The sequence below is a fragment of the Nocardioides luteus genome (genome assembly GCF_015752315.1).
GTDB lineage: Bacteria > Actinomycetota > Actinomycetes > Propionibacteriales > Nocardioidaceae > Nocardioides.
Genome location: NZ_JADOVJ010000001.1, coordinates 3,158,589 through 3,185,276, shown reverse-complemented (window position 1 = coordinate 3,185,276; position 26,688 = coordinate 3,158,589). Strand labels below are relative to the sequence as shown.

Annotated in this window: 27 protein-coding genes; 15 read left to right on the top strand and 12 right to left on the bottom strand. The window is 70.2% G+C overall.

The window, feature by feature from the left end:
- Window positions 1-153: 153 nt before the first annotated feature.
- From HD557_RS15310 to HD557_RS15300, 3 genes are all read right to left on the bottom strand, one after another.
- Window positions 154-1,518, bottom strand: a complete 1,365-nt coding sequence (locus HD557_RS15310) for an MFS transporter (RefSeq protein WP_196874503.1) — start codon at window positions 1,516-1,518, stop codon at window positions 154-156.
- Window positions 1,519-1,687: 169 nt separating this feature from the next.
- Window positions 1,688-2,422, bottom strand: coding sequence for a maleate cis-trans isomerase family protein (locus tag HD557_RS15305; protein WP_307785629.1), 735 nt, complete (start codon window positions 2,420-2,422; stop codon window positions 1,688-1,690).
- Window positions 2,404-3,114 carry a maleate cis-trans isomerase family protein gene (locus HD557_RS15300; RefSeq protein WP_196874501.1) on the bottom strand — a complete coding sequence of 237 codons (711 nt, stop codon included), beginning with the start codon at window positions 3,112-3,114 and terminating at the stop codon, window positions 2,404-2,406. Before HD557_RS15300 ends, HD557_RS15305 begins: the two co-directional genes overlap by 19 nt.
- A gap of 161 nt (window positions 3,115-3,275) precedes the next feature.
- Here HD557_RS15300 and HD557_RS15295 point away from each other — a divergent pair, with 161 nt between their 5' ends.
- From HD557_RS15295 to HD557_RS15270, 6 genes are read left to right on the top strand one after another with little or no spacing between them, the layout of a single operon-like run.
- Entirely contained in the window at window positions 3,276-4,205 is a 930-nt protein-coding gene (locus tag HD557_RS15295) for a D-2-hydroxyacid dehydrogenase (RefSeq protein ID WP_231380306.1), read from the top strand.
- Window positions 4,202-5,623, top strand: a complete 1,422-nt coding sequence (locus HD557_RS15290) for an amidase (protein ID WP_196874499.1) — start codon at window positions 4,202-4,204, stop codon at window positions 5,621-5,623. The genes HD557_RS15295 and HD557_RS15290 overlap by 4 nt, the downstream gene beginning before the upstream one ends.
- Window positions 5,620-6,132 (top strand): DUF3830 family protein, encoded by a 513-nt coding sequence (locus HD557_RS15285; protein WP_196874498.1) that lies wholly within the window; start codon window positions 5,620-5,622, stop codon window positions 6,130-6,132. Before HD557_RS15290 ends, HD557_RS15285 begins: the two co-directional genes overlap by 4 nt.
- A 36-nt stretch (window positions 6,133-6,168) precedes the next feature.
- The gene (locus HD557_RS15280; RefSeq protein ID WP_040756235.1) at window positions 6,169-7,083 is read left to right on the top strand and encodes a glucosyl-3-phosphoglycerate synthase; all 915 of its coding nucleotides are present in this window, start codon (window positions 6,169-6,171) and stop codon (window positions 7,081-7,083) included.
- Entirely contained in the window at window positions 7,083-7,943 is an 861-nt protein-coding gene (gene folP / locus HD557_RS15275; RefSeq protein ID WP_008361535.1) for a dihydropteroate synthase, read from the top strand. The genes HD557_RS15280 and folP overlap by 1 nt, the downstream gene beginning before the upstream one ends.
- Complete coding sequence (locus tag HD557_RS15270) at window positions 7,940-8,446, top strand: hypothetical protein (RefSeq protein ID WP_196874497.1); 507 nt, start codon at window positions 7,940-7,942, stop codon at window positions 8,444-8,446. Before folP ends, HD557_RS15270 begins: the two co-directional genes overlap by 4 nt.
- On the opposite strand, the gene HD557_RS15265 is transcribed toward HD557_RS15270, so the two are convergent.
- Together HD557_RS15265 and HD557_RS15260 are read right to left on the bottom strand one after the other, a co-directional pair.
- Entirely contained in the window at window positions 8,434-9,417 is a 984-nt protein-coding gene (locus HD557_RS15265; protein ID WP_196874496.1) for a DUF6528 family protein, read from the bottom strand. The two genes, HD557_RS15270 and HD557_RS15265, sit on opposite strands and share 13 nt — an antisense overlap.
- A gap of 75 nt (window positions 9,418-9,492) precedes the next feature.
- A complete protein-coding gene (locus HD557_RS15260; protein WP_196874495.1) occupies window positions 9,493-10,098 on the bottom strand; it encodes a TetR/AcrR family transcriptional regulator in 606 nt (201 codons plus the stop codon).
- A gap of 114 nt (window positions 10,099-10,212) precedes the next feature.
- Here HD557_RS15260 and HD557_RS15255 point away from each other — a divergent pair, with 114 nt between their 5' ends.
- Both HD557_RS15255 and HD557_RS15250 read left to right on the top strand, forming a co-directional pair.
- Entirely contained in the window at window positions 10,213-11,211 is a 999-nt protein-coding gene (locus tag HD557_RS15255; protein ID WP_196874494.1) for a hypothetical protein, read from the top strand.
- 10 nt (window positions 11,212-11,221) lie between these two features.
- Window positions 11,222-12,088 (top strand): CHAD domain-containing protein, encoded by an 867-nt coding sequence (locus HD557_RS15250; protein WP_196874493.1) that lies wholly within the window; start codon window positions 11,222-11,224, stop codon window positions 12,086-12,088.
- On the opposite strand, the gene vanX is transcribed toward HD557_RS15250, so the two are convergent.
- Genes vanX through HD557_RS15235 form a run of 3 tightly spaced genes read right to left on the bottom strand, consistent with a single transcriptional unit; the run spans window position 12,064 to window position 14,712 of the window.
- Window positions 12,064-12,678, bottom strand: coding sequence for a D-Ala-D-Ala dipeptidase VanX (vanX, locus tag HD557_RS15245; RefSeq protein WP_196874492.1), 615 nt, complete (start codon window positions 12,676-12,678; stop codon window positions 12,064-12,066). The genes HD557_RS15250 and vanX overlap by 25 nt on opposite strands.
- Complete coding sequence (vanA, locus tag HD557_RS15240; protein ID WP_196874491.1) at window positions 12,675-13,739, bottom strand: D-alanine--(R)-lactate ligase; 1,065 nt, start codon at window positions 13,737-13,739, stop codon at window positions 12,675-12,677. Before vanA ends, vanX begins: the two co-directional genes overlap by 4 nt.
- Complete coding sequence (locus HD557_RS15235) at window positions 13,732-14,712, bottom strand: D-isomer specific 2-hydroxyacid dehydrogenase family protein (protein ID WP_196876425.1); 981 nt, start codon at window positions 14,710-14,712, stop codon at window positions 13,732-13,734. Before HD557_RS15235 ends, vanA begins: the two co-directional genes overlap by 8 nt.
- A gap of 200 nt (window positions 14,713-14,912) precedes the next feature.
- On the opposite strand from HD557_RS15235, the gene HD557_RS15230 reads away from it, so the two are divergent.
- Window positions 14,913-16,241, top strand: a complete 1,329-nt coding sequence (locus tag HD557_RS15230; RefSeq protein WP_231380304.1) for a UDP-N-acetylmuramoyl-tripeptide--D-alanyl-D-alanine ligase — start codon at window positions 14,913-14,915, stop codon at window positions 16,239-16,241.
- Here HD557_RS15230 and HD557_RS15225 read toward each other — a convergent pair.
- The gene (locus HD557_RS15225) at window positions 16,197-16,778 is read right to left on the bottom strand and encodes a VanZ family protein (protein ID WP_196874489.1); all 582 of its coding nucleotides are present in this window, start codon (window positions 16,776-16,778) and stop codon (window positions 16,197-16,199) included. The two genes, HD557_RS15230 and HD557_RS15225, sit on opposite strands and share 45 nt — an antisense overlap.
- Before the next feature lie 28 nt (window positions 16,779-16,806).
- Window positions 16,807-17,937 (bottom strand): lipid II:glycine glycyltransferase FemX, encoded by a 1,131-nt coding sequence (locus HD557_RS15220; protein WP_196874488.1) that lies wholly within the window; start codon window positions 17,935-17,937, stop codon window positions 16,807-16,809.
- Between the two features lie 86 nt (window positions 17,938-18,023).
- Here HD557_RS15220 and HD557_RS15215 point away from each other — a divergent pair, with 86 nt between their 5' ends.
- Window positions 18,024-18,689, top strand: a complete 666-nt coding sequence (locus HD557_RS15215; RefSeq protein ID WP_196874487.1) for a response regulator transcription factor — start codon at window positions 18,024-18,026, stop codon at window positions 18,687-18,689.
- 10 nt (window positions 18,690-18,699) lie between these two features.
- Window positions 18,700-19,785 carry a sensor histidine kinase gene (locus HD557_RS15210; RefSeq protein WP_269210644.1) on the top strand — a complete coding sequence of 362 codons (1,086 nt, stop codon included), beginning with the start codon at window positions 18,700-18,702 and terminating at the stop codon, window positions 19,783-19,785.
- 16 nt (window positions 19,786-19,801) lie between these two features.
- On the opposite strand, the gene HD557_RS15205 is transcribed toward HD557_RS15210, so the two are convergent.
- Window positions 19,802-20,272, bottom strand: coding sequence for an Lrp/AsnC family transcriptional regulator (locus HD557_RS15205; protein WP_008361513.1), 471 nt, complete (start codon window positions 20,270-20,272; stop codon window positions 19,802-19,804).
- Between the two features lie 119 nt (window positions 20,273-20,391).
- Between HD557_RS15205 and hppD the strand changes: the two genes are divergently transcribed.
- Window positions 20,392-21,597 carry a 4-hydroxyphenylpyruvate dioxygenase gene (hppD, locus tag HD557_RS15200; RefSeq protein ID WP_008361511.1) on the top strand — a complete coding sequence of 402 codons (1,206 nt, stop codon included), beginning with the start codon at window positions 20,392-20,394 and terminating at the stop codon, window positions 21,595-21,597.
- 69 nt (window positions 21,598-21,666) lie between these two features.
- Here hppD and HD557_RS15195 read toward each other — a convergent pair whose 3' ends face one another.
- A complete protein-coding gene (locus HD557_RS15195) occupies window positions 21,667-23,445 on the bottom strand; it encodes a bifunctional sugar phosphate isomerase/epimerase/4-hydroxyphenylpyruvate dioxygenase family protein (protein ID WP_196874485.1) in 1,779 nt (592 codons plus the stop codon).
- A gap of 82 nt (window positions 23,446-23,527) precedes the next feature.
- Between HD557_RS15195 and HD557_RS15190 the strand changes: the two genes are divergently transcribed.
- From HD557_RS15190 to HD557_RS15180, 3 genes are all read left to right on the top strand, one after another.
- Window positions 23,528-24,151 carry a TetR/AcrR family transcriptional regulator gene (locus HD557_RS15190; protein ID WP_008361507.1) on the top strand — a complete coding sequence of 208 codons (624 nt, stop codon included), beginning with the start codon at window positions 23,528-23,530 and terminating at the stop codon, window positions 24,149-24,151.
- 132 nt (window positions 24,152-24,283) lie between these two features.
- Complete coding sequence (locus tag HD557_RS15185) at window positions 24,284-25,180, top strand: shikimate dehydrogenase (RefSeq protein ID WP_196874484.1); 897 nt, start codon at window positions 24,284-24,286, stop codon at window positions 25,178-25,180.
- A gap of 77 nt (window positions 25,181-25,257) precedes the next feature.
- Window positions 25,258-26,598, top strand: coding sequence for an MFS transporter (locus tag HD557_RS15180; protein ID WP_196874483.1), 1,341 nt, complete (start codon window positions 25,258-25,260; stop codon window positions 26,596-26,598).
- Window positions 26,599-26,688: the final 90 nt, after the last annotated feature.

Here is a 26,688-nt window from a genome sequence, read left to right as displayed (position 1 = left end):
TCGATGTCGCTGTCAACGTGGTCTCCGATGGGTCACCGAGAAAAGAGTTTGATTGTTGACAATCATTGCATGTGGCCGCGGTGCCGGTGGGGGGATCGACCGTGAGCGTGCCGGGCGTGTGACGCGCCCGGCACGCTCGTCGGCAGTCGACGCTCAGACGACCTTGTCGAGCTCGGCGAGCTCCGCCTCGGACTCCGGCGTGCCCGGGATCTCGGTGCCGCGGATCGACTTTCCGGCGGTCTCGACGACGAAGAACAGCGCGATCAGACCGACCACCGATCCGGCGATCATGTAGTACGCCGGCATCAGCACATCGCCGGTGGCCCCGATCAGCGCGTTGTTGACGTACAGCGCCGTGCCGCCGAAGGCGGCGGTGGAGACGTTGTAGCCGATCGCCATGCCGCCGTAGCGCACCTGCGAGGGGAACATCGCCGGGAAGGTCGCCGAGATGGTCGCCAGCTGGGCGACGTAGACGATGCCCAGCACCGTGAACCCGAGGACCGCCGGCCAGAAGCCCTGGCCGATCAGGAGGAACATCGGGACCGACAGCACGATGAGCCCGATGAAGGAGCCGCCCCACAACGGCTTGCGGCCGACCCAGTCCGAGAGCGCTCCGGCGATCGGCAGGAAGACCAGCATCGCGATCTGTCCGAAGATGACCAGCAGGTCGGCGTCGGAGCTGGTGAAGCCGGCCTCCTCCTGCAGGTAGGTCGCCATGTAGGCGAGCAGGGTGTAGTTGGCGATGTTGAGCGCGGCGACCAGGCCGATCAGGGTGAGGATCGGCTTCCAGAACAGCGCGAAGAGGTCCTTCAGCGCGGCCCCGGCACCGCCCTCGACGGCGTCCTGCGTCTCGAGCTCCTGGAAGACCGGGGTCTCCTCGAGCCGGGTCCGGATGTAGAGGCCGATCAGGCCGATCGGACCACCGATCAGGAACGGGATGCGCCAGCCCCACTCGGTCATCGCTTCCTGGCCGATGCTCTTCTCGGTGATGAAGACGACAGCGATGGCCGCGGTGAAGCCGACGATCGTGCCGAACTCCAGGAAGCTCCCGTAGAAGCCGCGCTTCTTGTCGGGGGCGCACTCGGCCATGTAGGTCGCTGCGCCGCCGTACTCGCCGCCGGTCGAGAATCCCTGGATCACCCGGAGCAGCACGAGCAGGACCACGGCCCAGATGCCGACCGAGTCGTACGTCGGCAGGCAGCCGACCAGGAACGTGGCGGCCGCCATCAGGATGATCGTCATCGCGAGGACGCGCTGGCGTCCGATGCGGTCGCCGAGCGGACCCCAGAAGAGGCCGCCGAGCGGTCGCAGGATGAACGAGATCGCGAACGTCAGAGCGGTGCCGGCGAAGCCGTACTCCGGGAAGAAGTTGGCGGTGATCTCTGTCGCGACGTAGGCGAAGGCGCCGTAGTCGAACCATTCGGTCGCATTGCCGACCGCTGAGCCCGTGATGGCTCTTCGGAGCTTCGATTTGTCGGGTTGTGCCTCGTGGGAGGGGATGGTGGGGGTTCCGGACATTTCTTCTCACCTATTCGGTGTGATTGATGGCTGGGGACCGCTTTTGACCCGCAGTGTCGACAGTAGGTTTGTCAACAATTCTCGTCACGTTAGCGCTGTCCACGTGCTCTGGCTAGAGCGCACCGGCGGCGGCGCAGGGCGTTACGAAGGTTTATGGAAAGCCGCGACGTTACCTGAAGAGGGTGCCGAGCCCCGGCAGGGGGCGGGACGCCCGGGCGAGTCGAAGGCCTTCCCAGACGGTCACCTGGTTGGCTGTCAGCACCGGTTTGCCGAGTGCCTGCTCCAGCGCATCGATGCAGGTCAGCGTGTGCATCGCGGTGTCGGGAACGAGGACGGCCTCGGCGTCGGGGACGTCGACGGCCACGGTCATCCCGACGACCGCCTCGGGCCCGAGACGACCGACGTCGACGGCGGTGAAGATCCCGCTGGCGCCGAACGAGACCACCTCGATCCCTCCGGCCGCGAGAAAGGAGCGGAAGTGCCCGGCCAGGTCCGCTGGGTAGGACGCCGCGACGGCGACCTTCCCGAGCCCCAGGGCCCGGGCCGCCTCGACGAACGCGATCGACGTCGAGGAGGCCGGGACGCCGAGGCGCTCGGCGATCGCGGCGGCCTGGCTCGCCGCACCGTCGCCGCCGTAGACGAAGCTGCCCGACGTGCAGGCCCACATCACCGCGTCGGGGGAGTGGACGGCGATCGCGTCGGCACCCTCGGCGAGCCTGTCCGGAGAGCCGGTGTCGAGGAGCGCCTCCACGCTGTGCTCGTCCCGGTCGATGGAGGTGTGGACCAGCGGGAGCCGGATCGCACCACCCAGCGCGTTCTCGAGCGCCGGGAAGTCGTCCTCGGCCGCATAGCCCGGATAGAGCAGCCCGACGACCGGCGGGCGGGTCATGAGGCGTGCCCCCACAGGTTCTCCGTGCTCGGCGGAGTGCGTCCGACCATCCGGAGCGCGACCTCCATGGTCGCCCGGTTGGCCGAGACCACCGGCTTGCCGAGCTCTGCCTCGAGCCGGCCGATGATGTCGTACGTCGCCAGGTTGGTGCACGAGACGACGACCGCCTCGGCCGCGTGGGAGTCCGCAGCCCGCACCAGCTCGAGCGTCGTCTCGTAGGGAACCTCCCAGATGTGGTGGCCCAGCCCGAGGTCGCCCGCGCTCACGACGGTGATGCCGGCCTCGGCCAGGAAGCTGCCGAACCGGGCGGCGAGCGCGGCGTCGTAGGGGGTGGCGACCGCGACCCGGGAGACGTTCAGGGTGGCGAGCGACTCGAGCACGGCGCCGGAGGTGGTGACCGCGGGAGCGCCGCCGGCGCGGTGCATCGCGGCGGTCAGCCGGCGCTCGCCGTGCCGGCCGTGGACGAAGCTGCCGGAGGTGCAGGCGTAGACGTAGGCGTGGGGCTGGGCAGCCGACAGGTCGCGCACGGCCTGCTCGACGACCGTGGTCTCGCTGATCTCCTCGGCCATCTCGAGGGTGACCGCACGGTCGGTGTAGGGCGTGCGGGTGAAGAGCAGGCTGGTGTCGGGCGGGGCCCACCGCCACAGCTCGTGGTCGAGCACCATGTCATGGGGAACGACCACGGCGATGCGTACCGTCGGGGACATCGCACCTCGCTAGGATTGTTGACAATCTGCAATCTGGCCTCCTAGCGTAGTCTCGGATTGTTGCCGCGGTGTGTCGAACTCGACGGAGGATTCTCTTGGAGATGGCCCGGCGCCCGCCGATCACGATCCTCTGCCCGCCCGACGGCAGCAGACCAGCCGGAATGGAGAGCATCGAGGCCACCGCCCAGGTCACCTACACCGATGCCGCCGGCCTCGCCGACGCGCTCCACGGTGCCGAGGCGCTGCTGCTGTGGGACTACTTCTCCGAAGCCGTCCGCGACGCCTGGCCGAGCGCCGGCTCGCTGCGCTGGATCCACGTCGCCGCCGCCGGCGTCGACAAGCTGCTCTTCCCCGAGCTGGTGGACTCCGACGTCGTGGTCACCAACGCCCGCGGCATCTTCGACCGGGCGATGGCCGAGTTCGTGCTCGGCTCGATCCTGGCCGTGGCCAAGGATCTCCATCACAGCCACGACCTGCAGGCGACCAGAACCTGGCATCGCCGCGAGACCCGCTTGATCAGCGTCGAGACCGCGCTCGTGGTCGGCACCGGTGCGATCGGCCGCGAGACGGCCCGGCTGCTCCGGGCGGTCGGGATGGACGTACGCGGCGCCGGCCGCACCGCCCGAAGCGGTGATCCCGACTTCGGCGAGGTCGTCGCGAGCGCCGACCTGGCCGCCCATGTCGACTGGGCCGACCATGTCGTGGTGACGGCGCCGCTGACCGCCGAGACCCGAGGGCTGATCAGCAAGGACGTGCTCGCGGCGATGAAACCGGGCAGCCATTTCGTCAACGTCGGCCGCGGGCCGATCGTCGACGAGGAAGCGCTCGTCTCCGCGCTCCGCGACGGCCCGCTCGAGGCGGCGTCCCTCGACGTCTTCGAGGTCGAGCCGCTCCCGGCCGAGAGCCCGCTGTGGACGATGCCGGGAGTCGCGGTCTCGGCGCACATGTCCGGCGACTACGAGGGCTGGCGGGAGGCACTTGCGCGTCAGTTCGTCGACAACGCCCAGCGCTGGCTGCGCGGTGAGCCGCTGCTGAACATCGTCGACAAGCGCCACGGCTTCGTCGTCGGCCAGGAAGGGGGGCGGGCATGACCGAGCCCGGCCTCAGCGCCCTGACCGCCGCCGAGCTCGTCGCCGGCTACCGGTCGGGTGCCTTCACCCCGCTCGACGCGACCCGGGCGGTGCTCGACACGATCGCGGAGCGCGACCCGGCGGTGAACGCGTTCGTCCGGGTCGACCCGGACGGTGCGCTGGCGCAGGCGACCGGGTCGACCGAGCGGTGGCGTGCCGGGCGTCCGCTCGGCAGTGCCGACGGCGTACCGACCTCGGTCAAGGACATCTTGTGGACTGCAGGATTGCCGACAATCCGCGGCACCTGGCTCATCGACGAGGCCGGTCCCTGGCCGGAGGACGCGCCCGCGGTCGCGCGGCTGCGTGAGGCCGGTGCCGTGATCATCGGGAAGACGACGACTCCGGAGTTCGCCTGGAAGGGCGTGACCGACTCGCTGCGCCACGGCTCCACCGGCAACCCGTGGGGCCCCGACCTGACCTCGGGCGGCTCCAGCGGTGGCGCCGCCACGGCGGTCGGCCTCGGCATGGGCCCCTGGGCGCTCGGCACCGACGGCGGCGGTTCGGTCCGGATCCCGGCATCGTTCACGGGCACCGTGACGATCAAGCCGACCTACGGTCTGGTGCCGCTCTATCCCGCCAGCCCGTTCGGCACCCTTTCCCACGCCGGCCCGATGACCAGGACCGTGACCGACGCCGCGGCGCTGCTCGACGTGATCGCCGGCTTCGACTCCCGCGACTGGTCGGCCATGCCCACGCCGAGGACCTCCTTCCTGGCGGGGCTCGACGAGGGTGTCGACGGGCTGCGGATCGGGTTCTCGCCCACGCTCGGGTACGTGAAGAACGACCCGGAGGTCGAGCAGCTCGTCCGCACAGCCGTCACCGTGCTGGCATCCGAGGGCGCTCATGTCGAGGAGGTGGACCCCGGCTTCGCCGACCCGGTCGAGGCCTTCGACGTGCTCTGGTTCTGCGGCGCGGCCAAGGTCGTCGACGCCTACCCGGCTGGCGCGATCGACCGGATCGACCCGCTGCTGCGCGAAGGCATCGAGACCAAGGGCCGCGGCTCCGCGGCCGACTACCTCGACGCGACCGCCGTCCGGATGGACCTCGGCCGGCTCATGGGGCGGTTCCACGAGACGTACGACCTGCTGGTCACCCCGACCATGCCGATCACCGCCTTCGAGCGCGGGCTGCAGGCGCCGCAGGGGTGGCCCTCGCCGTGGTGGCCGAGCTGGACGCCCTACACCTACCCCTTCAACATGACCCAGCAGCCGGCGGCGAGCGTGCCGTGCGGGACCACCGAGGCGGGTCTGCCGGTCGGCCTCCAGATCGTCGGCGCCCGCCATGACGACGCCCGGGTGCTGCGTGCGGCGCGGGCGTACGAGCGGGCCAGCGGTGAGCAGTTCGCCCGACCTGTCGACAATCCACGAGGAGCCCGATGAGCCGATACATCACCGTCACCCTGGAGCGCCGCGGAGTCTCCTGCCTCGCCCGTCTTCTCGACGAGGAGGCGCCACGTACCGCCGGCGCCGTGTGGGACGCGCTGCCGCTCAGCGGACAGGTCTTCCACGGCAAGTACGCCCGCAACGAGATCTACCACCTGGTGCCCGCCTTCGCCGCGAAGGAGCCCGGCAAGGAGAACACCACGGTCACCCCGATCCCAGGCGACCTGTGCTACTTCGCCTTCTCCTCCGACGACCTCGGCAACCCGTCCTACGGCTACCCGGAGGACCGCGGCCCGGCAGAGCTGACCGAGATCGTCGACCTCGCCCTCTTCTACGGCCGCAACAACCTCCTCATCAACGGCGACCAGGGGTGGGTGCCGGGCAACGTCTTCGGCACCGTGATCGACGGCCTCGAGGAGATGGCGCAGGCCTGCCAGGACGTCTGGATGAACGGCGCCACCGACGAGATCCTCACCTTCACCCGCTCCCACGAGGACACTCCGTAGGGTCCTCGACAAGGCTCGGGTCTATAGGGTTTGAGCATGTCTTGGTTGGAGCGCAACACCCATCACTGGGACGACTGGTCCCTGGCCGAGCTCGTCGAGGCCAAGCAGGGGCAGCGGGTCAGTCTCGTGGTCCCGGCGCGCAACGAGGCCGCGACCGTCGGCGACCTGGTCACCACGCTGCGCACCAGCCTGATGGAGACCTCGGACCTGGTCGACGAGCTCGTCGTCATCGACTCCGACTCCTCCGACGACACCGCGCGGATCGCCTCGGACGCGGGTGCCGACGTCTACGCCTCGGCCGCGATCCGGCCCGATCTCGGCTCCTACCCCGGCAAGGGCGAGGCGATGTGGAAGTCGCAGTTCGTGACCACCGGCGAGCTCATCGTCTTCATGGACGCCGACCTGACCGACTGGGACACCCATTTCGTACGCGGCCTGGTCGGCCCCCTTGTCAACAATCCGACGATCGAGCTGGTCAAGGGCTTCTACCGGCGCCCCGGCGAGCACGGTCTCGACGGCGGCCGGGTCACCGAGCTCGTCGCGCGCCCCTTGCTGGCCCTGCATCGCCGGCCGCTGCGCGACCTGATCCAGCCGCTGGCGGGGGAGTGGTCGATCCGCCGCTCGCTGTTCGAGCGGCTCCGGGTCCCGACCGGCTACGGCGTCGAGCTCGCCGCGCTCGTCGACACCCTGGACACCCGCGGGATGGACGCGATCGCGCAGGTCGATCTCGGCCAGCGCGACCACAGCCACCAGGATCTCTTCGACCTCGGCCTGATGGCCACGCAGATCGTGGGCATGATGTCGCGGCGCCTCGGCACCGGCCCGGCGGGCGACGACGTGGAGATGCGGCAGTACATCCCGATCGACGGCTCCACCAAGGTGCTCGACCGGAGCGTGAGCCTGCTGGAGCGGCCGCCACTGAGTGACGGCCCGGGCGGTATGGTCGCCTGATGCTGCGCCTCGGACGACACGAATTCGGTGATGACGACGCGCTGATGATGGCGATCGTCAACCGCACGCCGGACTCGTTCTTCGACAAGGGAGCGACCTGGGCCGAGGACGCGGCCTTCGATCGCGTACGCCTGGTCGCCTCCCAGGGCGCGGAGATCGTCGACATCGGCGGGATCAAGGCGGCCCCCGGGGCCGAGATCGGCGCCGCGGAGGAGAAGTCCCGAGTCGTCGACTTCGTGGCCCGGGTGCGCGAGGAGTTCCCGGCGCTGGTGATCTCGGTCGACACCTGGCGCGCCGAGGTCGGCGACGCGGTGTGCGCGGCCGGTGCCGACCTGATCAACGACGCCTGGGGCGGTGCCGACCCGGAGCTCGTCGACGTCGCCGCCGCCCACGGCGCCGCGATCGTGTGCACCCACACCGGCGGCGTGACGCCGCGGACGCGGCCCTACCGGATCGAGTACGACGACGTGGTGCGAGCGGCGATCGACGACACCCTCGCCTACGCCCAGCGTGCCCTCGACGCCGGCGTCGCCAAGGACTCGATCGTGATCGACCCGGCCCACGACTTCGGCAAGAACACCTTCCACTCCCTCGAGATCACCCGACGGCTGGGGGAGATGGTCGAGACCGGCTGGCCGGTGCTGGTCTCCCTCTCCAACAAGGACTTCGTGGGGGAGACCCTCGACCTGCCGGTCGGGGAGCGTCTCCTCGGCACCCTGGCCGCGACGTCGGTCTGCGCGCTGGCCGGGGCCCGCATCTACCGGGTCCACCAGGTCGTCGAGACCCGGCAGACCGTCGACATGGTCTGGACGATCGCCGGGCGCCGCCGTCCGGCGCGAGCGATCAGGGGGCTGCAGTGACGCGAGTGGCGCTGGTTCCGGGATGCCTGGCCCTGCTGCCGGAGTACGCCTCGCTCGACGACCCCGTCGACGAGCTCCGCTCAGCCTGCCTGGCCGCGGTGGCCTGGCTGGGTGAGGACGTACGCGTGATCGCCGGTGCGCAGGGCGCCCGGGTCGCCGCCGCCCTGCTGGCCGAGGTCGGCACGGCTCCGGTGACCGACCAGGAGGCGGCGTACCTCATCGTCGGCAACGGCTCGGCCCGCCGCACCGAGAAAGCGCCCGGCCACCTCGACCCGCGGGCCGCCGAGTTCGACGACGCCCTGGGCAAGGCGTTGACGACGCCCGACGCCGAGGCGCTGGCCGCGCTCGATCTCGGCCTGGCCGACGAGCTGTGGGCCGACGTCGGCCCGATCGTGGAGGCCGCCGATCTGATGCGTGGCGTCGCGACGGTGGCGGTCGACTACGACGACGACCCCTACGGCGTGCGCTACTGGGTGGCCCGCTGGGCTGCTCACCCGGCGTAGTCCACCCACCAGCGCGCCTTGTAGATCTGTCCGCCCGGAAGCGTGCGGGAGTCGGTCGGGCGATGCAGCCGCACGGTCGAGGTGCACCACGAACACGGGTTGCCCGGCTCGCTCCGGGTGGTGATCACCTGCCCGGTCGCCGGGTTGGTGGTGACCGACTTGACCCCTGCCACATCGATCGTCTCCGCGCCGGCGTAGTCGCTGTGGAAGGTCCCGGTGGCCTTGTCCACCTGGTAGACGCGGGTGCCTGTGGTGACCCAGAGCCGGTCGGGACGATGCGGGACCAGCTGGAGGTCATGACCCCAGTCGGTCGGCAGCGGATGAGCGATCGCCCGCGAGATGGTCGGATCGGCACGCGTCCCGCCGATCCTCAGTCCCACCAGCTCGTGGTCGCCGAGGGTCCACAACAGCCGGGTGGCCGGGTCCCAGACCGCGCCGTGGGCTCCGGCGAGCGGAAGCTGGGCGTACGCCGCGGAGCGCCGCCCCTGCGAGGCGGTGTAGACCCGGACCCAGCCGCCCGTGCTCGCCGTGACGGCCACGTTGCCGCCCGGCAGCAGCTCGATGCTGTGCGCGTTGTCGGCGCGGCCGACATCAGCGGCCCAGTAGGACCCGCGGCCGCTGGGGTAGGGGACCACCGCGGCCAGTCCGTAGGAGTCGGTGGTCAGCAGGTATCGACGTCCGTCGTGGTGGCGGAGCTTGGCCTCGTCGGGCAGGCCCCAGTTGTCGGTGAGGTCGCCAAAGCCCTCGGCGGCTGTCGGCCGCCAGGCCCACTTCTCGGCGCCGCTGGTCCAGTCGGCGTCGTCGGGGTCGAGGACGATGATCCGGTCGCTGGCCTGATCGGTGACCACGATGTCGTACGGCCCGGCGCTCACCGGTTGCGCGACGGCCGGAGCCGGGGCGAACGAGCTGATCAGGGTGATGGCGGTGAAGACGACGGTGAGGACTGGCAGATGGGGGACTGACAGGCGCATGGACTCTCCCTGAGAATGGCTGGTCCATTCAGGGAAGCGAGGTCACATGAGCGCGGGATGAACTCCCGCGGGCGCCTAGCGGAGCAGGTCGGTAAGCCCTGCCGCGTACGTCTTCGGGGTGACGTCGCCCAGCATCAGCCGCTGCAGGATGAAGCCGGGCAGCAGGCCGGTGAGCACCATCGCGATGCGCTCGGGATCGGCGTCCTCGCGGAACCGGCCGGCCTCGATGGCGGCCTCGGCGTAGGTGCGCCAGGCGCCCCGGATCCGCCGGGCCTCGGGAGCCATCAGGTCGCGCACCTCGGGGTCGCGCGCGGCCTCGGCCCAGGTCTGCAGGGCGATCTTGGGGAGGTCGACGCCGAGCTCCGCCGAGATGTCGAGGAGGTGCTGGGTCGCCGCCTCGATCGCCACCTCGGGCGGGGGAGCGGTCGAGCCGGAATCCGGGTCGGGGGTGAACCGGGTGATCGCCTCGGCGATGGTCGTCAGGCCTGACTCGGCGATCGCGCGGATGATGTCGTTCTTGCCCCGGAAGTAGGTGTAGACCGAGCCCGCGGACAGGCCGGACTCCTTGATGACCGCGGCCATCGTCGTCTTGTGGAAGCCGTCGCGCTCCACGCACCGCAACGTCGCCGCGATGATCTGCTGGCGCTTCTCGGCGCGGTGCTCCTCGCTGATCTTCGGCATGGCGGCAGCATACCTCAAAAGAAAACGAACATTCATTCTTGATAAATCCGACGAGACGGAGGAGAGTGTCCCTCAAAGAGAATGAACATTCGTTTTTTTAAGGAAGGGCTCGATATGTCCACGTCAGTGAAAGCCGTGATCGGGGTCAGCCTCGGTCTGGTCACCTTGCTCACCCTGCTCATCACCGCGTTCGCCTGGCCCTCCAGCGAGATGGAGCCGCGCGCACTGCCGTTGGCCGTCGCCGGTCCGGCAGAGGCGGTCACCCAGATCGAGACGCAGCTTGCCGCCACCGCAGGGGAGGACGCCTTCGACGTCACCGCGGTCGCCGACCGGGAGGCAGCGGTCGAGGCGATCGAGGACCGCGAGGCGTACGGCGCGATCGTCGTCGGCCCCCAGGGTCAGGAGGTGCTGACCGCGTCGGCCGCCAGCGCCAACGTCGCCCAGCAGCTGACCGCGATGGCGACCGCGATGGGCGCCGAGACCGGCACCGCTCCGACGGTGACCGATGTCGTCGCGGCCCCCGAGGACGACCCGCGCGGTCTCGTCTTCGGCACGGCCGCCCTACCTCTCGCGCTCGGCGGGATCATGGCCGGCGCGATCACGTCGCTGGCGCTCAAGCGCACCCGCGACCGTGTCGCCGCCGCGTTCCTGATCGCGATCGGAGGCGGTCTGGCGATGACCGCAGTCATCCAGGGCTGGCTCGGCGCCCTCGAGGGCGACTACCTCGTCAACGCGGGCGTCGTGGCGCTCGGCATCCTGGCGGTCGCACTGCCCATCGTCGGCCTGCGCCACTTCATCGGCATGGCCGGCGTCGGGATCATGGCGCTGCTGGTCATGCTTGTCGGCAACCCGCTCTCCGGCATCTCCTCCGCACCGGAGATGATCCCGTTCGGCTGGCTCGGCCAGCTCCTGCCTCCGGGCGCGACCGGCTCGGCGCTCCGCGGTCTGTCGTTCTTCGACGGCGCCGGATCCACCACGCCGCTGATCGTTCTGGCCTGCTGGGCCGGGGTCGGCCTGCTCCTGACCCTGCTCCCGCACCGCGAGGAGGGCAGCACCGAGGCCGAGGGCGCTCAGCGGACCGAGCCGCGTGACCTGGACGCCGTGGCACGGTAGTAATAGAGGGATGAGTCATCCACACGAGCCGGTCGGCGAGTGGTGGCGCGACCAGGTGGCCGCGCTCCACCGCTGGGGCCGGCTCGTGCTGCGTGACGAGGAGGACTCGGTCCACCAGATGCGTGTGACCGTACGCAGGTTGCGCAGCGTCCTGGCGACCTACCGCCCGTTCCTCGACCCGGAGCAGACCGAGCCGCTCCGCGACGAGCTGAAGTGGCTGGGCGCCCTCCTCGGAGACGTACGCGACGCCGAGGTGCTCCGCAAACGGCTGCGCCGCTGGGCGGCGGAGCACGGTCCGGCGCCGTCGGGTGTCGACGCGCTCCGGGCCGCTCTGGCCGAGCGCCAGGCCGTCGGGCGCGCCCGACTGCTCCCGGAGCTGGACGGCGAGCGCTACCGCACACTCGTCGCGGCGCTGGCTGCGACCGACGGTTTCCCCTGGTCGGACGGCGCTCCGGGCAGGAAGGCGCTGAGGAAGCGGCTCCGCAAGAGCTGGCGGCGCCTGGCGGCCGCGGTCGACGCCGCCGAGTGCGCCGAGGATCCCGCCGAGCGACGCCACCGGCTCCATGAGGCGCGCAAGAAGGCCAAGCGGACCCGCTACGCCGCCGAGTCGCTGCGAGAGGTCTTCGGCAAGCGCGCCGAGCGGCTCTCCGAGGCCACCAGGTCGATCCAGTCGGCCCTCGGCGATCTCAACGACTCCGTGGTCATGATCCGGGCGATCGAGGAGATCCCCGGGCACGACGACGCCCTGCGCGAGCTCCTCCGGACGGAGGTTGCCGCCGCCGTCGACGCCGAGGAGCGGTTCGCCCCCGCCTGGAAGGAGGCGAACCGCCCGAAGGTCCACGGCTGGCTGGATCAGCCGACCGGGAAGTCGAAGTAGGTGTCGGGGTAGGGCTCCTCGACCAGCGAGTAGTGCCACCACTCGTTCTGGTAGCGGCTGAAGCCGCACGACTCCATCACCGAGCACAGCTGCGCCCGGTTGCGGGTCGCCTCCTCGGAGACCCCGGCCGCGCCGTGGTGGGAGATCTCGTCCATCAGGTCGTGGTCACCGCCCATGTCCAGTAGCTCGCCCGAGGCCAAGGAGAAGAGGGTCAGGTCGACGGTGCTGCCGCGGCTGTGGCCGGACTTCGTGGCGACGTACCCCTTCTCGAACATCTCCGGGCGGGTGATCGCGGGATAGTGGAGCTGCTTGCGCGCGTCGTCCGGGTCCGAAGGCTCCTCGGCCCAGCGCAGGAAGGCGTCGACGGCGCGCTGGGGGCGGTAGCCGTCCCACAGCAGGATGCCGAAGCCGAGGGCAGCGGCCTTGTCCCGCGCCTGGGCGAGCGCGGCGCACAGCTCGCGGGTCCCGACGATCCGGTTCACCAGGTAGCCCTCGACCGGCTTGCCGGTGAAGTTGTCCCAGGTGGCGTACTTGCTGTCCCAGCGGATGCCCGGCACCAGCTCGTCGACGAAGGCGAAGCCCTCCCTCACCGGACCGCCTCCTCGAGCGCGAGGGTGATCGCGCGGTCGAGGAGCTCGGTCATCGAGATCCCGGCCGCCGCCATCATCCGCGGGTAGCGGCTGTAGGAGGTGAGCCCGGGCAGCGTGTTGACCTCGTTGAGCACCACGGTGCCGTCGGCCTTCAGGAACATGTCGACCCGAGCCAGACCCCGGCAGCCCAGCGCGCGGTAGACCCGCTGTGCCTCGGTCTTGACCAGCTCCTGCGCCTCGGCCGGGATGTCGGCGGGCACGATGAAGGTCGCGTTCTCCGAGCCGGTCTCGGGAGCGTCCTCCTGGTGGATCTTGAAGAAGCCGTGCGAGAGCGCGACGTGGTCGACCTCCCCGGTGACCAGGTCGGCGCCGTTGCCGAGGATCGCGCAGCCGATCTCCTCGGCCACGACGCCCTCCTCGATGAGCACCTTCTCGTCATACTGCCGCGCGGTCGCGATCGCCTCGTCCAGCTCCGCCGCCGAGCTCACCTTGCTGACCCCGAACGACGACCCGGAGCGGGCCGGCTTCACGAAGACCGGATAGGGGAGTACGCCGGGACCGCCGACAGTCTGCACAGTGTCGCCGGGGAACAGCGTCCAGAACGTCGGCGTCGGGATCCCGGCCTCGGCGACGATGGTGTAGGCCAGGGACTTGTCCATGCAGAGAGCCGAGCTCTGCACGTCGCAGCCGACGTAGGGGATCCCGGAGAGCTCGAAGAGACCCTGGGGTGCGCCGTCCTCGCCGAGCTTGCCGTGCAGGACCGGGAGCACGACGTCGAGCCGGATGGTCTCGTAGCTGCCGCCGTGGTCGTCCTGGTCGAGGACGAGCAGGCCGTGGACGCTGCGGTCGAGGGAGAGCACGACCGTGCGGTGCGCGCCGTCCTCCCAGCTGGCCTCGGGGCCGTCGCACAGGCGCCAGTCGCCGCTCTTGGTGATGCCGATCCAGTAGGGCTCGTACCTGTCGGTGTCGAGGTGCCTGGCGACCTCCTGCGCCGACTTCACCGAGACCGGGTGCTCCTCGAAGACGCCACCGAAGATGATGCCGACCTTGGGCTTAGACATGCGGAAACCTGCTTTCGAATTCTCGACAGTTCACGATGGAGTTCTCGACCGTGTCCATCAGGGCATGGTCGGTGAAGTAGGCGATATGGGGGCTGACCAGCACGTTCGGCATCTCCTGGAGCCGTGCCAGCCAGCCGTTCGGGATCTCGCGCCCCCGGAGGTCGGCGTAGAAGATGCCCTCCTCGCCCTCGATGACGTCCAGGGCCGCACCGCCGAGCCGGCCCTCCTCGAGCGCCGCGACGAGCGCCGGTGTCTCGACGAGCCCGCCTCGACCGGTGTTGACGACGTACGCGCCGGAGCGCATCCGGTCGATGCGGCGCCGGTCGAGCAGATGGTGCGACTCCTCGCTGAGCGGCGCGTGGAGCGTGACGATGTCGCTGCGCTCGACCAGGGTGTCCAGGTCGACGTGCTCGATTCCGGCGGTGGCGGGCCGGGGCCGGATGTCGTAGGCGAGTACGTCGCAACCGAAGCCCCGCAGCCGGTCGATGACCGCCATGCCGATCCGTCCGGTGCCGACCACGCCGACGGTCAGGTCGCGCAGCTCGCGGCCGCGGGTGGTCGCCGGGCGGTAGTCGTGGGCGTCCGTGCGCCGGACCATCGCCTTCGCCTGGCGCGCCGCCATGAGCATCAGCATCATGGTGTAGTCGGCAACCGAGTCGGGTGAATAGGAGACGTTTCCGACGGTTATCCCGATGGTCGCCGCGAAGTCAACGTCGATGTGGTCGAAGCCGACGCTTCGCGTCGAGATATACCGGATCCCGACCTTTTTCAGCGCGAGAAGCGTCTCGTTCGATATCGGCGTCTTGTGGCTGACGCTGATGCACCGGTCGCCGTGGGCGAGCTCGGCATTCTCCTCGGAGACCGGCTCGGGTGTCATGGTCGGCGATACGCCGTGGGCCGGGGCCAAGGAGTCGAAAAGGCGGCCCTCATCAGGGGCGCAGCCGTAGACCGTGATCCCGACGGTCGTCGAGATCGCGGTGTGCGCCGCCGGCTCGGTCGGCGCCGTCAAGGTCGGCTCGTGGTAGATCATCGACGCCAGCAAACCGAATGCGCGGTTGTGGCTCCGTATGGAATTTCCGATATGCCGACGATAAGTTATCGTCCGCATATCGATTAGCGGATACGCGGTGACAACAAGGGAATTCGAACACTGAGGGGATGATTCCCCTCAGCTTGGACGAAATAGCCTCGTTGGTCGGCGGAAAGGTCATCGGCGACGGCTCGGTGACGGTGAGCGCCCCGGCCGTGATCGACGGTCGTCAGGCCGATCCGGGTGGCCTCTTCGTCGCGTTCGCCGGCGAGCACACCGACGGCCACGACCACGCACCGCAGGCCGCCGAGGCCGGCGCCGTCGCCGTGCTCGGATCCCGCCCGACGGTGCTCCCGACGGTCGTCGTCGACGACGCCCAGGCAGCGCTGCAGCGGCTGGCCGCCCACGTCGTCGCGCTCCTGCGCGACGGGCTGACCGTGGTCGCGATCACCGGCTCCCAGGGCAAGACCAGCACCAAGGACATGATCGAGGCGGTGCTCTCGAGCGCCGCCCCGACCGTCGCGACCTCCGGCTCGTTCAACAACGAGCTCGGCGTACCTCTGACCATGCTGCGCGCCGACGCCACGACCAGGTTCCTGGTGCTCGAGATGGGTGCCCGGCACATCGGCGACATCGCCGAGCTGACCGGCCTGGTCGCGCCCGACATCGCCGTCGTGACCAACGTCGGCCAGGCCCACCTGGGCGAGTTCGGGTCGCGCGAGGCGATCGCCGTCGCCAAGAGCGAGCTGGTCCGGGGCCTGGCGAGCGGTGGCACCGCCGTGCTGCACGCCGACGACCCGCGGGTGCTCGCGATGAGCGACCTCACCGACGGTCCGGTGCTCGCCTTCGGGGCCGGTGAGCGGGCGGACGTACGCGTAGGCGACCTCGCGCTCGACCGGCTCGGCCGGCCCTCGTTCACACTCCGGCACGACGACGCCACGGCCGTCGTCACGCTCCCGTTCGTCGGTGCCCACTGGGCTCTCAACGCCGCGGCCGCCGCGGCGGCGGGTCTGGCGGCCGGCGTCCCGCTCGACCAGGCCGCGACCGCGCTCAACACCGCGTCGATCTCGAAGTGGCGCATGGAGCTGCGTGCGCTGTCCGGCGGCGCGACGCTGCTCAACGACTCCTACAATGCCAACCCCGAGTCCACCCGCGCGGGCCTGGACGCCCTAGCCGCGATCGAGGCCAGGCGTCGCATCGCCGTGCTCGGCGAGATGCTCGAGCTCGGCGAGACCAGCCGCGACGCGCACCACGAGATCGGGGCGTACGCCGCCACCCGAGCCGACCTGGTCCTGACCGTCGGCGAGGCCGCCGCTGTCATCGCCGATGGCGCGGGCGCGAAGGCGGTGGCGCTTCCCGACAACGCCGCCGCGATCGACTGGCTGCGGGGCCACCTCGCGCCCGGCGACGTCGTGCTCGTCAAGGCCTCACGCGGAGCCCGCCTCGACCAGGTCGCCGCGGCGCTGGTCTGAGGCTGCCGGACGCGGGCGCCGCCGGCGCCACCACGGCCACGACAGGATCGCGGCGGCGGTGGCGCCGCCCGCGTTGAGGATGACGTCGTCGACCGAGGAGACCCGGCCGAGCGGCAGCAGGTGCTGCAGCGCCTCGATCGACACCGAGGCCGCGCCGGCCAGGATCAGGACCCGCCACACCGAGCGCAGGGCCCGGAAGCGGATGGGGCCGAAGAAGCCCAGCGCGGCGAAGATCAGCACGTTGCCGACCAGCCCGACGGGGCCCATGGTGGACATGTCCTCGAAGGGCACCAGGCTCACGTTGCCCGACAGGATGCCGTTGTTGCCGGGCAGCAGGGTCAGCAGCACACCCGGGACCGTGCCGTAGACGATGGCGACCTCCGCCAGCGAGTGGCGCCATGCCCGCGGCCACGCCACCCCGATAACCCGGCGTAGCACCGCGAGCACCGGCACGGCCAGCACGGCCACCGGAAGAGCCAGCATCGTCAGGACGACGACACCCGTCTCGGTCAGCGAGCCTGATTCGTTCACGATCATCCGATTCCCCACTCCTTCGTCATGCTGTTCAGCGCCCGCGCCGTCTCATGTAGAGGTCGAACGCCCGGTAGAGGATCGGCCGCAGCGGCAGGTCCCACTCGCCGACGTACCTCACCGCCTGCCCGCCGGTGCCGACCTTGAACTGGATGAGCCCGACGTGCGGGTCGTCGGCGGCCAGCGTCGGGGTGATGCCCCGCAGGTCGTAGACGTCGCACCCGGCGGCCAAGGAGTCGCGGATCATCGCCCACTGGAGGGCGTTGGAGCCGCGTACGTCCCGCTTCTCGGTCGAGGAGGCGCCGTAGACGTACCAGGCGTGGCCGCCGACGCGGACGTAGATCGTCGCGGCCACCAGGTCGCCGTCGTGGCGCGCGAGGTAGAGCATGATCCGCCCCGGGTCCTCCGCGGACAGCGCGGCGAACATCCTCTCGAAGTAGGCCAGCGGCCGGGGCGTGAAGTGGTCCCGCTCGGCGGTGTGCACGTAGAGGTCGTGGAAGGCCTTCAGGTCCTCGCCGCTGGCGGAGGTGGTGACCTCGACGCCGGCCTTGGCGGCCTTCTTGATGTTGCGCCGCCACAGCTGGTTCATCCCGCGGAGCACGTCTTCCTCGGAGCGGGCGGTCCCGTCCGGGCGCCGCAGCGGGATCTCGTACGTGAACTGCGGCTGTCCCGCCCCGAACCCGTCCTCGGGGTTCTGCGGGATCCAGCCGGAATCGCGGAGGTAACGGGTCACCTCGGCGCCGACGGGATCGGGCCGCCCCGGGAGGTCGGTGAGCCGAGCGACAGCGGGGTCGGCGATGCCCTCCTTGATTTGGGCCGCGTCCCAGGTGTCGGTGGCTACCGGGGGAGCGACCCGGATCGCGAACGCGCCTTGGGACCGCAGGTAGGAGATCAGCGGCGGGAACCAGACGGTGAGCCCGCCGGACCAGTCGATGTCCGGGCCCCACGGCAGGTAGGCCAGGGTGTGGCCCAGCCGCGGCACGGGACGGTGCAGCACCAGCCCGGCCCCGGCGAGCCGGTCGCCGGCGTACCAGCCCAGCGACTCGCTGCGCCACTCGGTCTTCACGTCGGCCCAGGCCGGGGTCTGCAGGAAGCTGACCGAGCGCCGCGACCGGATGTGGTCGAGGTGCTCGGCGGGGCTGATCGGTCGGACGGTGAAGGTCACCGTGCCAGTCAACCTGCCGAGATGTCGTCAGCGCGTATGGCATTTCGGATACGTCGGCGATATGTCGTCCACCTAGGATTCAGTGCATGCGGGTGCTGGTGGTCGAGGACGAGCCGTTGATGGCGGGGGCGATCCGGGACGGGCTGCGCCTGGAGGCGATCGCGGCCGACATCGCCGGCGACGGCGACACCGCGCTGGAGCTGCTGAGCGTCAACGCCTACGACATCGCCGTGCTCGACCGCGACATCCCCGGTCCCTCCGGCGACGAGATCGCCAAGCGCATCGTCGCCTCCGGCACCGGGATGCCGATCCTGATGCTCACCGCGGCCGACCGGCTCGACGACAAGGCCTCCGGGTTCGAGCTGGGTGCCGACGACTACCTGACCAAGCCGTTCGAGCTGCGCGAGCTGGTGCTGCGGCTGCGCGCGCTCGACCGGCGACGTGCCTACAGCCGCCCGCCCGTCCGGGAGATCGCCGGCCTGCGGGTCGACCCGTTCCGGCGGGAGGTCTACCGCGACGGCCGCTACGTCGCGCTGACCCGCAAGCAGTTCGCGGTGCTCGAGGTGCTCGCCGCCGCCGAGGGTGGCGTGGTCAGTGCCGAGGAGCTGCTGGAGCGGGCCTGGGACGAGAACGCCGACCCCTTCACCAACGCCGTACGCATCACCGTCTCCGCCCTGCGCAAGCGGCTCGGCGACCCCGCGATCATCGCGACCGTCCCCGGTGTCGGATACCGCATCGATGTCGGTTCCTAGACGCCCGGGGATGAGCGTCCGGCTCAAGCTGACGCTCAGCTATGCCGGGGTCATCGTGGTCACCGGGGTGCTGCTCCTCGCGGTCGTGTGGGTCTTCCTGCTGCGCTACGTCCCCGACGGGGTGTGGCTGGAGTGGCCGCAGCAGGCGGGGCGGCCGGGCGCGCCCTTCGTCCCGAACCGCTCCGACCTCGAGCGTGCGTTCGCGCCGCGGGCGGCCACGATGATGGGGTTCCTGATCGTGTTCGGGCTGGTCGGAGGCTGGATCCTCGCGGGTCGCATGCTGGCGCCGCTGACGAAGATCACCGAGGCGACACGTACGGCGGCCGACGGGTCGCTCTCGCACCGGATCGATCTCGACGGCCCCGGCGACGAGTTCCGCGAGCTCGCCGACGCCTTCGACACGATGCTCGAGAAGCTCGAGTCGCAGGTGGCCGAGCAGCAGCGGTTCGCGGCCAACGCGTCCCACGAGCTGCGCACCCCGCTGGCGATCACGCAGACGCTGCTCGACGTCGCCGGCAAGGACCCGAACCGCGACGTCGACGAGCTCGTCGACCGGCTCCGCCTGATCAACTCCCGCGCGATCGACCTCACCGAGGCGCTGCTCGTGCTCAGCCGCGCAGACCAGCGCTCCTTCGTTCGGGAGCGGGTCGACCTGTCGCTGGTCGCCGAGGAGGCGGTCGAGACCCTGCTGCCGCTCGCCGAGCAGCGCGACGTACGGATCGAGAGCTCCGGTGAGCAGGCCACGGTCAGCGGCTCGCCCGCCCTGCTGCTGCAGGTCGCGACCAACCTGATCCACAACGCGATCGTCCACAACCTGCCCGAGGGCGGCTCGGTGTCCGTCACGATCACCGCCAACGAGAAGAGCGTGGTGCTCACCGTCGCGAACACCGGCGAGGAGCTCTCCCGTGGGCTCGTCGCCACGCTCACCGAGCCCTTCCAGCGCGGCACCCAGCGGATCCACGCCGACCACGCCGGCGTCGGCCTGGGCCTGGCGATCGTCAAGAGCATCACCCGCGCCCACGACGGCAACCTCGCCGTCCTCGCCCGCCCCGGCGGCGGGCTCCGGGTCTCGGTCGAGCTGCCCCGGATGCCCTAGCGGCGGCGAGCGCCGGTCACCGAGGTGCGGCCCCGGTGCGCAGCAGGTCGAGGGTGCGCGGCTCGATCAGGGTCGAGAGGGTGACCACGCTGGTCGAGCGGACCACGGCGTGGGACTGGTCGATGCGCACGAGCACCTCCTGGAGCTTCGCGTGCGACCCGGTCGCGACCTTGCAGAAGACGTCGAAGGAGCCGGTGGTGACGTACGCCTCCAGCACCTCGGGGATCTCGGCGAGGTCGCGGCGTACGTCCTCCAGGGCACCCTGGGAGATCTCGAGGGTCACGAACGCCTGGACGGTGTGGCCGGCCGCGCCCGGGTCGATCGTCGGTGCCCAGTCGCGGATCACGCCGGCCTCGGTCATCTTGCGCAGCCGGCTCTGCACGGTCGCGCGGGCGACGCCGGCGACCCGGGAGAGCTCGAGGTCGCCGACTCGCGGGTGGGCGTGCAGGGTCTCCAGGAGGACGACGTCGAGGGCATCGAGGTTCATGGCTCGATGGTAGTCAGATTGTCTAGTCACCGGCGGTGAATGCTGGTCCGATCTGGCAGATTGACCAGTGCTCGGTGGTCAACTTGTTTGGTGTGATCCGGCCCACTTGACTTGCCCGCATGACGCTTGCAGACACCCTGACCAACCAAGAGAAGCTCGCCGGACTCGGGCTGGCCGAGCTGGAGCAGCTCGTCGGCCTGGTGGCCTACGACGACAGCTCTGACCCGTTCCCGGTCACCGGCTGGGACGCGGTCGTGTGGGCCGTCGGCAACGCCACCCAGACCGCCCACTTCTTCCAGAGCGCCTTCGGCATGGAGCTCGTCGCCTACTCCGGCCCCGAGACCGGCAACCGCGACCACCACTCCTACGTGCTGCGTAGCGGGGGAGTGCGGTTCGTGATCAAGGGCGGCGTCGCTCCCGAGAGCGAGATCATCGCCCACCACGCCCGCCACGGTGACGGCGTCATCGACATCGCCCTCGAGGTGCCCGACGTCGACCGCTGCATCGCGCACGCCCGCTCCGCCGGTGCCACGGTGCTCCAGGAGCCGCACGACGTGACCGACGAGCACGGCACCGTACGCATCGCCGCCATCGCCACCTACGGCGAGACCCGCCACACCCTGGTCGACCGCTCCGGCTACGACGGCCCCTACCTGCCCGGCTACGTCGCCCGCACCTCGACGCTGAAGAAGCCCGAGGGTGCGCCCAAGCGCCTCTTCCAGGCGCTCGACCACGTCGTCGGCAACGTCGAGCTCGGCAAGATGGACGCCTGGGTCGACTTCTACGGCCGCGTCATGGGCTTCACCAACATGGCCGAGTTCATCGGCGACGACATCGCCACCGACTACTCCGCGCTGATGTCGAAGGTCGTGGCCAACGGCAACCACCGGGTGAAGTTCCCGCTCAACGAGCCCGCGATCGCCAAGAAGAAGTCGCAGATCGACGAATACCTGGAGTTCTACCAGGGCCCCGGCGCCCAGCACCTCGCACTGGCCACCGGCGACATCCTCTCCACCGTCGACGCGCTGCGTGACGCCGGCATCGAGTTCCTCAACACCCCCGACTCCTACTACGAGGACCCCGAGCTGCGTGCCCGGATCGGTGAGGTGCGCGTGCCGATCGAGGAGCTGCAGAAGCGCGGCATCCTCGTCGACCGCGACGAGGACGGCTACCTGCTGCAGATCTTCACCAAGCCGATCGGCGACCGTCCCACGGTCTTCTTCGAGCTGATCGAGCGCCACGGCTCCCTCGGCTTCGGCAAGGGCAACTTCAAGGCCCTCTTCGAGGCCATCGAGCGCGAGCAGGAGCGCCGCGGCAACTTCTGATCGCCGAATCTGTAGTTGTGGGCGACGAAACTGTGGTTTCGTCGCCCACTTCTATGGTTTCGGCGGGGGTCAGCCGGCTTGGCTGACCAGGCGGACCGGTGCGTTGCCGGCGCCGTAGCCGTCGTAGCGCTGGCGGCGCTCGACGAGCTCGAAGAAGACCTCGCCGACGGTCTCGGTGTAGCAGTGCAGGTACTCGCCGTCGGCGTCGCGGTCGTAGAGCAGGTCGAGGTCGCGCAGGGTGGCGACGAGGTCCTCGGGCAGGGCGAAGCGGGCGACCAGGTCGTCGTAGTAGTTGCCCGGGACCTCGAGCGGTCGCAGGCCACGCTCCCGGGCGGCCGCGACGACACCGATGATGTCGTGGCAGGCGAGCGCGATGTGCTGTGCCTGGCCCTGCTGCTCGGTCGGAAGCAGGTTGAGCGGAAGGCGTACGCCGCCGGCCGGCGAGCTCATCACCTGGCTGCGTACGAGGCCGGAGGGACCGGCGACCTCCTGGGTCGGCTGCGGCGTCAGCGACAGCACGCTGGTGTAGAAGAGGACCGCCTCGTCGAAGCTGTGCCAGGGCTGGACCAGGTTGACGTGGTCGATGCGGGCGCCCTGCCCGGACGGGCGTGAGACACCGCCGTCGAACTCGCCGATCCAGTCCTCCGCATGGGAGAGGAAGACCTCGGTACCGTCGGGGGAGGTGAAGGCGCGCAGCGCCTGCTCGCCGGCGTAGGTCCGGCGGTGGACCGGTGGCGCCATCAGCCGCGCGGCGCGCTCGGCGGCCGGGTCGGAGTCGGCGACGTCGAAGCCGACGGCCGCGATCCACGGCTCGGGGGAGGCGCTGGGCACGTCGTTGCAGACGATCCGAGCCGAGCCCCAGGTCCACAGGCGCACCTGCTTGCTGCGGTGGCGCCCGCCGAAGTCGAAGCCGAGCTGCTCGAGCAGCACCTCGACCCCGGAGGTGTCCGCCGCCTTGATCTCGACGAAGTCGAAGGCCTCGGGCGCGGCCACCTCGGGGAGCCGGGGGAGCGAGCTGTCGGCCTCCTCGCCGAGCAGGTCGGCGGTGCGGTCGGCGAGCCAGCGCAGCGAGCGCTGGGCCTGGCGGGCGGTGCGCACCGGGTCGGTCCGGCGGAAGGTGTCGTTGAAGACCTCCAGCGAGAGCGGACCGGCGTAGCCGGCGCGGAGCACGTGGCCGAGGAAGGCGGGCAGGTCGAAGCTGCCCTCGCCGGGGAAGAGCCGGTGGTGGCGGCTCCAGGAGAGCACGTCCATGCTGAGCGCGGGAGCGTCGGCGAGCTGCAGGAAGAAGATCTTCTCGGCGGGGATGTCCTCGATCTGCTTGGGGTCGTGGCCGCGCGAGAGGATGTGGAAGCTGTCCAGGCAGATCCCGACGTTGGGGTGGTCGGCGAGCTCGACGATCCGCCACGAGCGCCGGTAGTCGTCGACGAACCGGCCCCAGGCCAGCGCCTCGTACGCCAGCCGGATGCCGTACGTCGCGGCGAGCTCGCCCAGCCGGCGCAGCTGTCCCGCGGAGACCTCGTCGTCGTCGACGGTCGCGGTGGCGACGTTGCTGCAGACCAGCATCAGGTCGATCCCGAGCCGCCTCATCAGCCGGAACTTCGCCTCGGCCCGGTGGAGCACGTCGGCGAAGGCCGACTCGTCGACGCCCTCGGCGTCACGGAAGGGCTGGTAGAGGTCGAGGGTGAGCCCGAGCCGGTCGGCCAGCGCCCGGATCTCCTCGGGGGACTGAGGTGCGGCGATGAGGTCGGGCTCGAAGATCTCGATCGCGTCGAATCCGGCCTCGGCCGCGGCGTACATCTTCTGGACCAGGCCGCCGCTGAGACAGACGGTGGCGATCGAGGTGCGCATGGTTCTCCGTTCGTGACTAATGTACGAAACGGTACATTCATTGCTGCGGGTTGGGAAGTGGGTCGTGCTCTAGGCTCGGGGCATGGTTCAGTCGCGTGATGCCGAACGCACCCGGTCCGAGCTGCTCGAGGTCGCGACCGAGGTGTTCTCGGAGCAGGGCTACTCGGGGGCCCGGGTCGACGAGATCGCCGAGCGCACCCGCACCACGAAGCGGATGATCTACTACTACTTCGGCGGCAAGGAGGGGCTGTTCCTGGCCGTGCTCGAGGCTGCCTATCGCCGGATCCGCGATCTCGAGCAGAGCCTCCACGCCGGTGATCTCGAGCCGGTCGACGCCATCCGTCGTATCGCCGAGCTCACCTTCGACCACCACGTCAACCACCCAGACTTCATCCGTCTCGTCTCCGTCGAGAACATCCACCGTGGCCGGCACCTGGAGAAGGTCGAGTCGTTGCGCGAGCTCGGCGCCCCGGCTGCGTCCGTCCTCGACGAGGTGCTCGCCCGCGGTCGCGCCTCGGGTGAGCTGCGGGCCGACGTCGACGCCATCGACGTGCACATGATGATCAGCGCCTACTGCGTCTTCCAGGTCGCCAACAGCGCCACCTTCGGCTTCCTGTTCGGTCGGGACATGCTCGCTCCCGACGTGCGCGAGCGCCACCGCCGCATCCTCGGCGACATCGTCGTCGGCTGGCTCACCGCCCACTGACCTTCGGCCGAAGAAGCCCGTCCCCGCGCTGCGGGGGCGGGTTTCTTGCCATGTGGGGGTTGACGAGTCGGGGTGGAATGTGATGCCCTTCACTCTCGTAACGTACTAGTTCGTACATTAAGGATCACCCAGATGAAGTCTTCGTTTCTTGTCGGCCTGATCGGCGCGGGCGTCGGACCCTCGCTGAGTCCGGCGCTGCACATGCGCGAAGGGTTCGAGCACGGGCTGTCGTACGTCTACAAGACGCTCGACATCACCGAGCTGGGGATCTCGGCCGAGGGAGTCGGCGACCTGATGAGGGAGGCCCGGCGTCTCGGCTTCGACGCGCTCAACATCACCCACCCGTGCAAGGAGCTCGTGATCGAGCACCTCGACCGGCTCGACGAGGCCGCAGCCCGCCTCGGTGCGGTCAACACCGTGGTCTTCACCGAGGAGGGCGCGATCGGCTACAACACCGACACGACCGGGTTCGGCCGCGCGCTGCGCACCGGGATGCCGGACGCCCCGCTCGGCACCGTGGTGCAGATCGGCGCGGGTGGGGCGGGCTCGGCCGTCGCGCACGCGCTCGTGAGCCAGGGCGTCGACCGGCTGGTCATCGCCGACATGGACCTCGACCGTGCCCAGGCACGGGCCGAGGAGATCCGGCGCCACCACCCGGACAGCGCCGTCGAGGCGAGCCACGTCGACAAGCTGGCCGCGCTCGTGCCCGAGGCCGACGGACTGGTCAACTGCACCCCGATGGGCATGGCCGACCACCCCGGCACGCCCCTGGACACCAGCCTCCTCCGCCCCGAGGCGCGAGCCGGCGGGGAGCGAAGCGACCGACGCCCCCTGTGGGTGGCGGACATCGTCTACCGACCTCTGGACACCGCGCTGCTGCAGGCCGCGCGTGAGGTCGGCTGCCCGACGCTCCACGGAGGCCACATGGCGGTCTATCAGGCCGTCGACGCCTTCCGGCTGATCACCGGCATCGACCCCGATGCCGAGCGGATGCTCGCCCACCTGCGCGAGCTGGCCGCGGCCGGCTGACCCCTGAACACCTCATCCACCACCCCCCCCACAGCCCCGCGGTCAGGACCGCGGGACAGACCCCCGAGGAGGACCCGATGGCGGGACCTGACACCGACAGCACCGTGAACCAGGAAGGCAAGACCCCGGTCCGGGCCGCGCTTGCCAGCTTCATGGGCAGTGCCGTCGAGTACTACGACTTCTTCGTCTTCGGCTCTGCCGCAGCGCTGATCTTTCCGCACGTCTTCTTCCCCAGCACCGGCGACGCCGCACTGGTGATGTCGTTCGCGACCTTCGCGTTCGCGTACGTCGCCCGGCCCGTCGGCGCGGTCTTCGTCGGCCACTTCGGTGACCGGATCGGCCGCCGGAAGGTGCTGCTGTTCACCCTCCTGCTGATGGGTGGTGGCACGTTCCTGATCGGCTGCCTGCCGTCGTACGACCAGGCCGGCTGGATCGCGCCCGCACTGCTGGTGTTCTGCCGCCTGCTCCAGGGGCTGTCGGCCGCCGGCGAGCAGGCCGGCGCCAGCTCGCTCACCCTCGAGCACGCCCCCGACGACAAGCGCTCCTTCTACACCTCCTGGACGCTGACCGGCACCCAGGGCGGCCAGATCCTGGCGGCGCTCGTCTTCATCCCGGTGGTCGCGCTGCCGGACGAGATCAAGTACGGCATCGGCTGGCGCATCCCGTTCTGGCTTTCCGCGATCGTGGTCGTGGTGGCGTTCTTCATCCGTAGCCGCCTCAACGAGACCCCGGAGTTCGAGGAGGCCAAGGCCAACAACGAGGTCGCCAAGCTGCCCCTCGCGGTGCTGCTGCGCGACCACTGGACCGACGTGCTCCGCGTCATCTGCTGCGCCTTCATCGCGGCCGTCTCCACCGTCTTCGGCAACCTGGCCATCGCCTACGGCGTCGCGGTCGGCATGGTCGACTCGATCACGCTGTGGCTGGTCGTCGCGGCCAACCTGGTCGCGCTGTTCACCCAGCCGATGTTCGGCCGGCTCGCCGACCGGGTCGGGCGCAAGCCCGTGTTCATCTACGGCGCCGTGGCCAGCGCGGTCATGATGCCGTTCTACCTGCTCTCGATGAGCCAGGGCAGCGAGCTGCTCGTCTTCGCGCTCGCCATCGTCACCTTCTCCTTCGGCTACGCGGCCGCCAACGCCACCTGGCCCTCGTTCTACGGCGAGATGTTCTCGACCCCGGTGCGCTTCTCCGGCGTCGCGATCGGCACCCAGATCGGCTTCATGCTGGCCGGGTTCACGCCGTCGATCGTCACCGCTCTGGGTGGCGTGAAGGAGGGCGGCTGGGTCGTCACCGCCGGCTACACCGCGGTCGTCTGCCTCGTCGCGACGATCGCCGCCCTGACCGCCCGCGAGACCAAGGACGTACGCACCGCCGACCTCGGCCTGCGGACGTCCCCGACCCCGCAGGGCGCCGTAGCCTGACTCCGACGCCGCTGGTCGAGCCGGATTCGTGAGGAACGAGCGAATCCGTGTCGAGACCAACACAGTCCCATCGACGCTCGAGAGGACCGT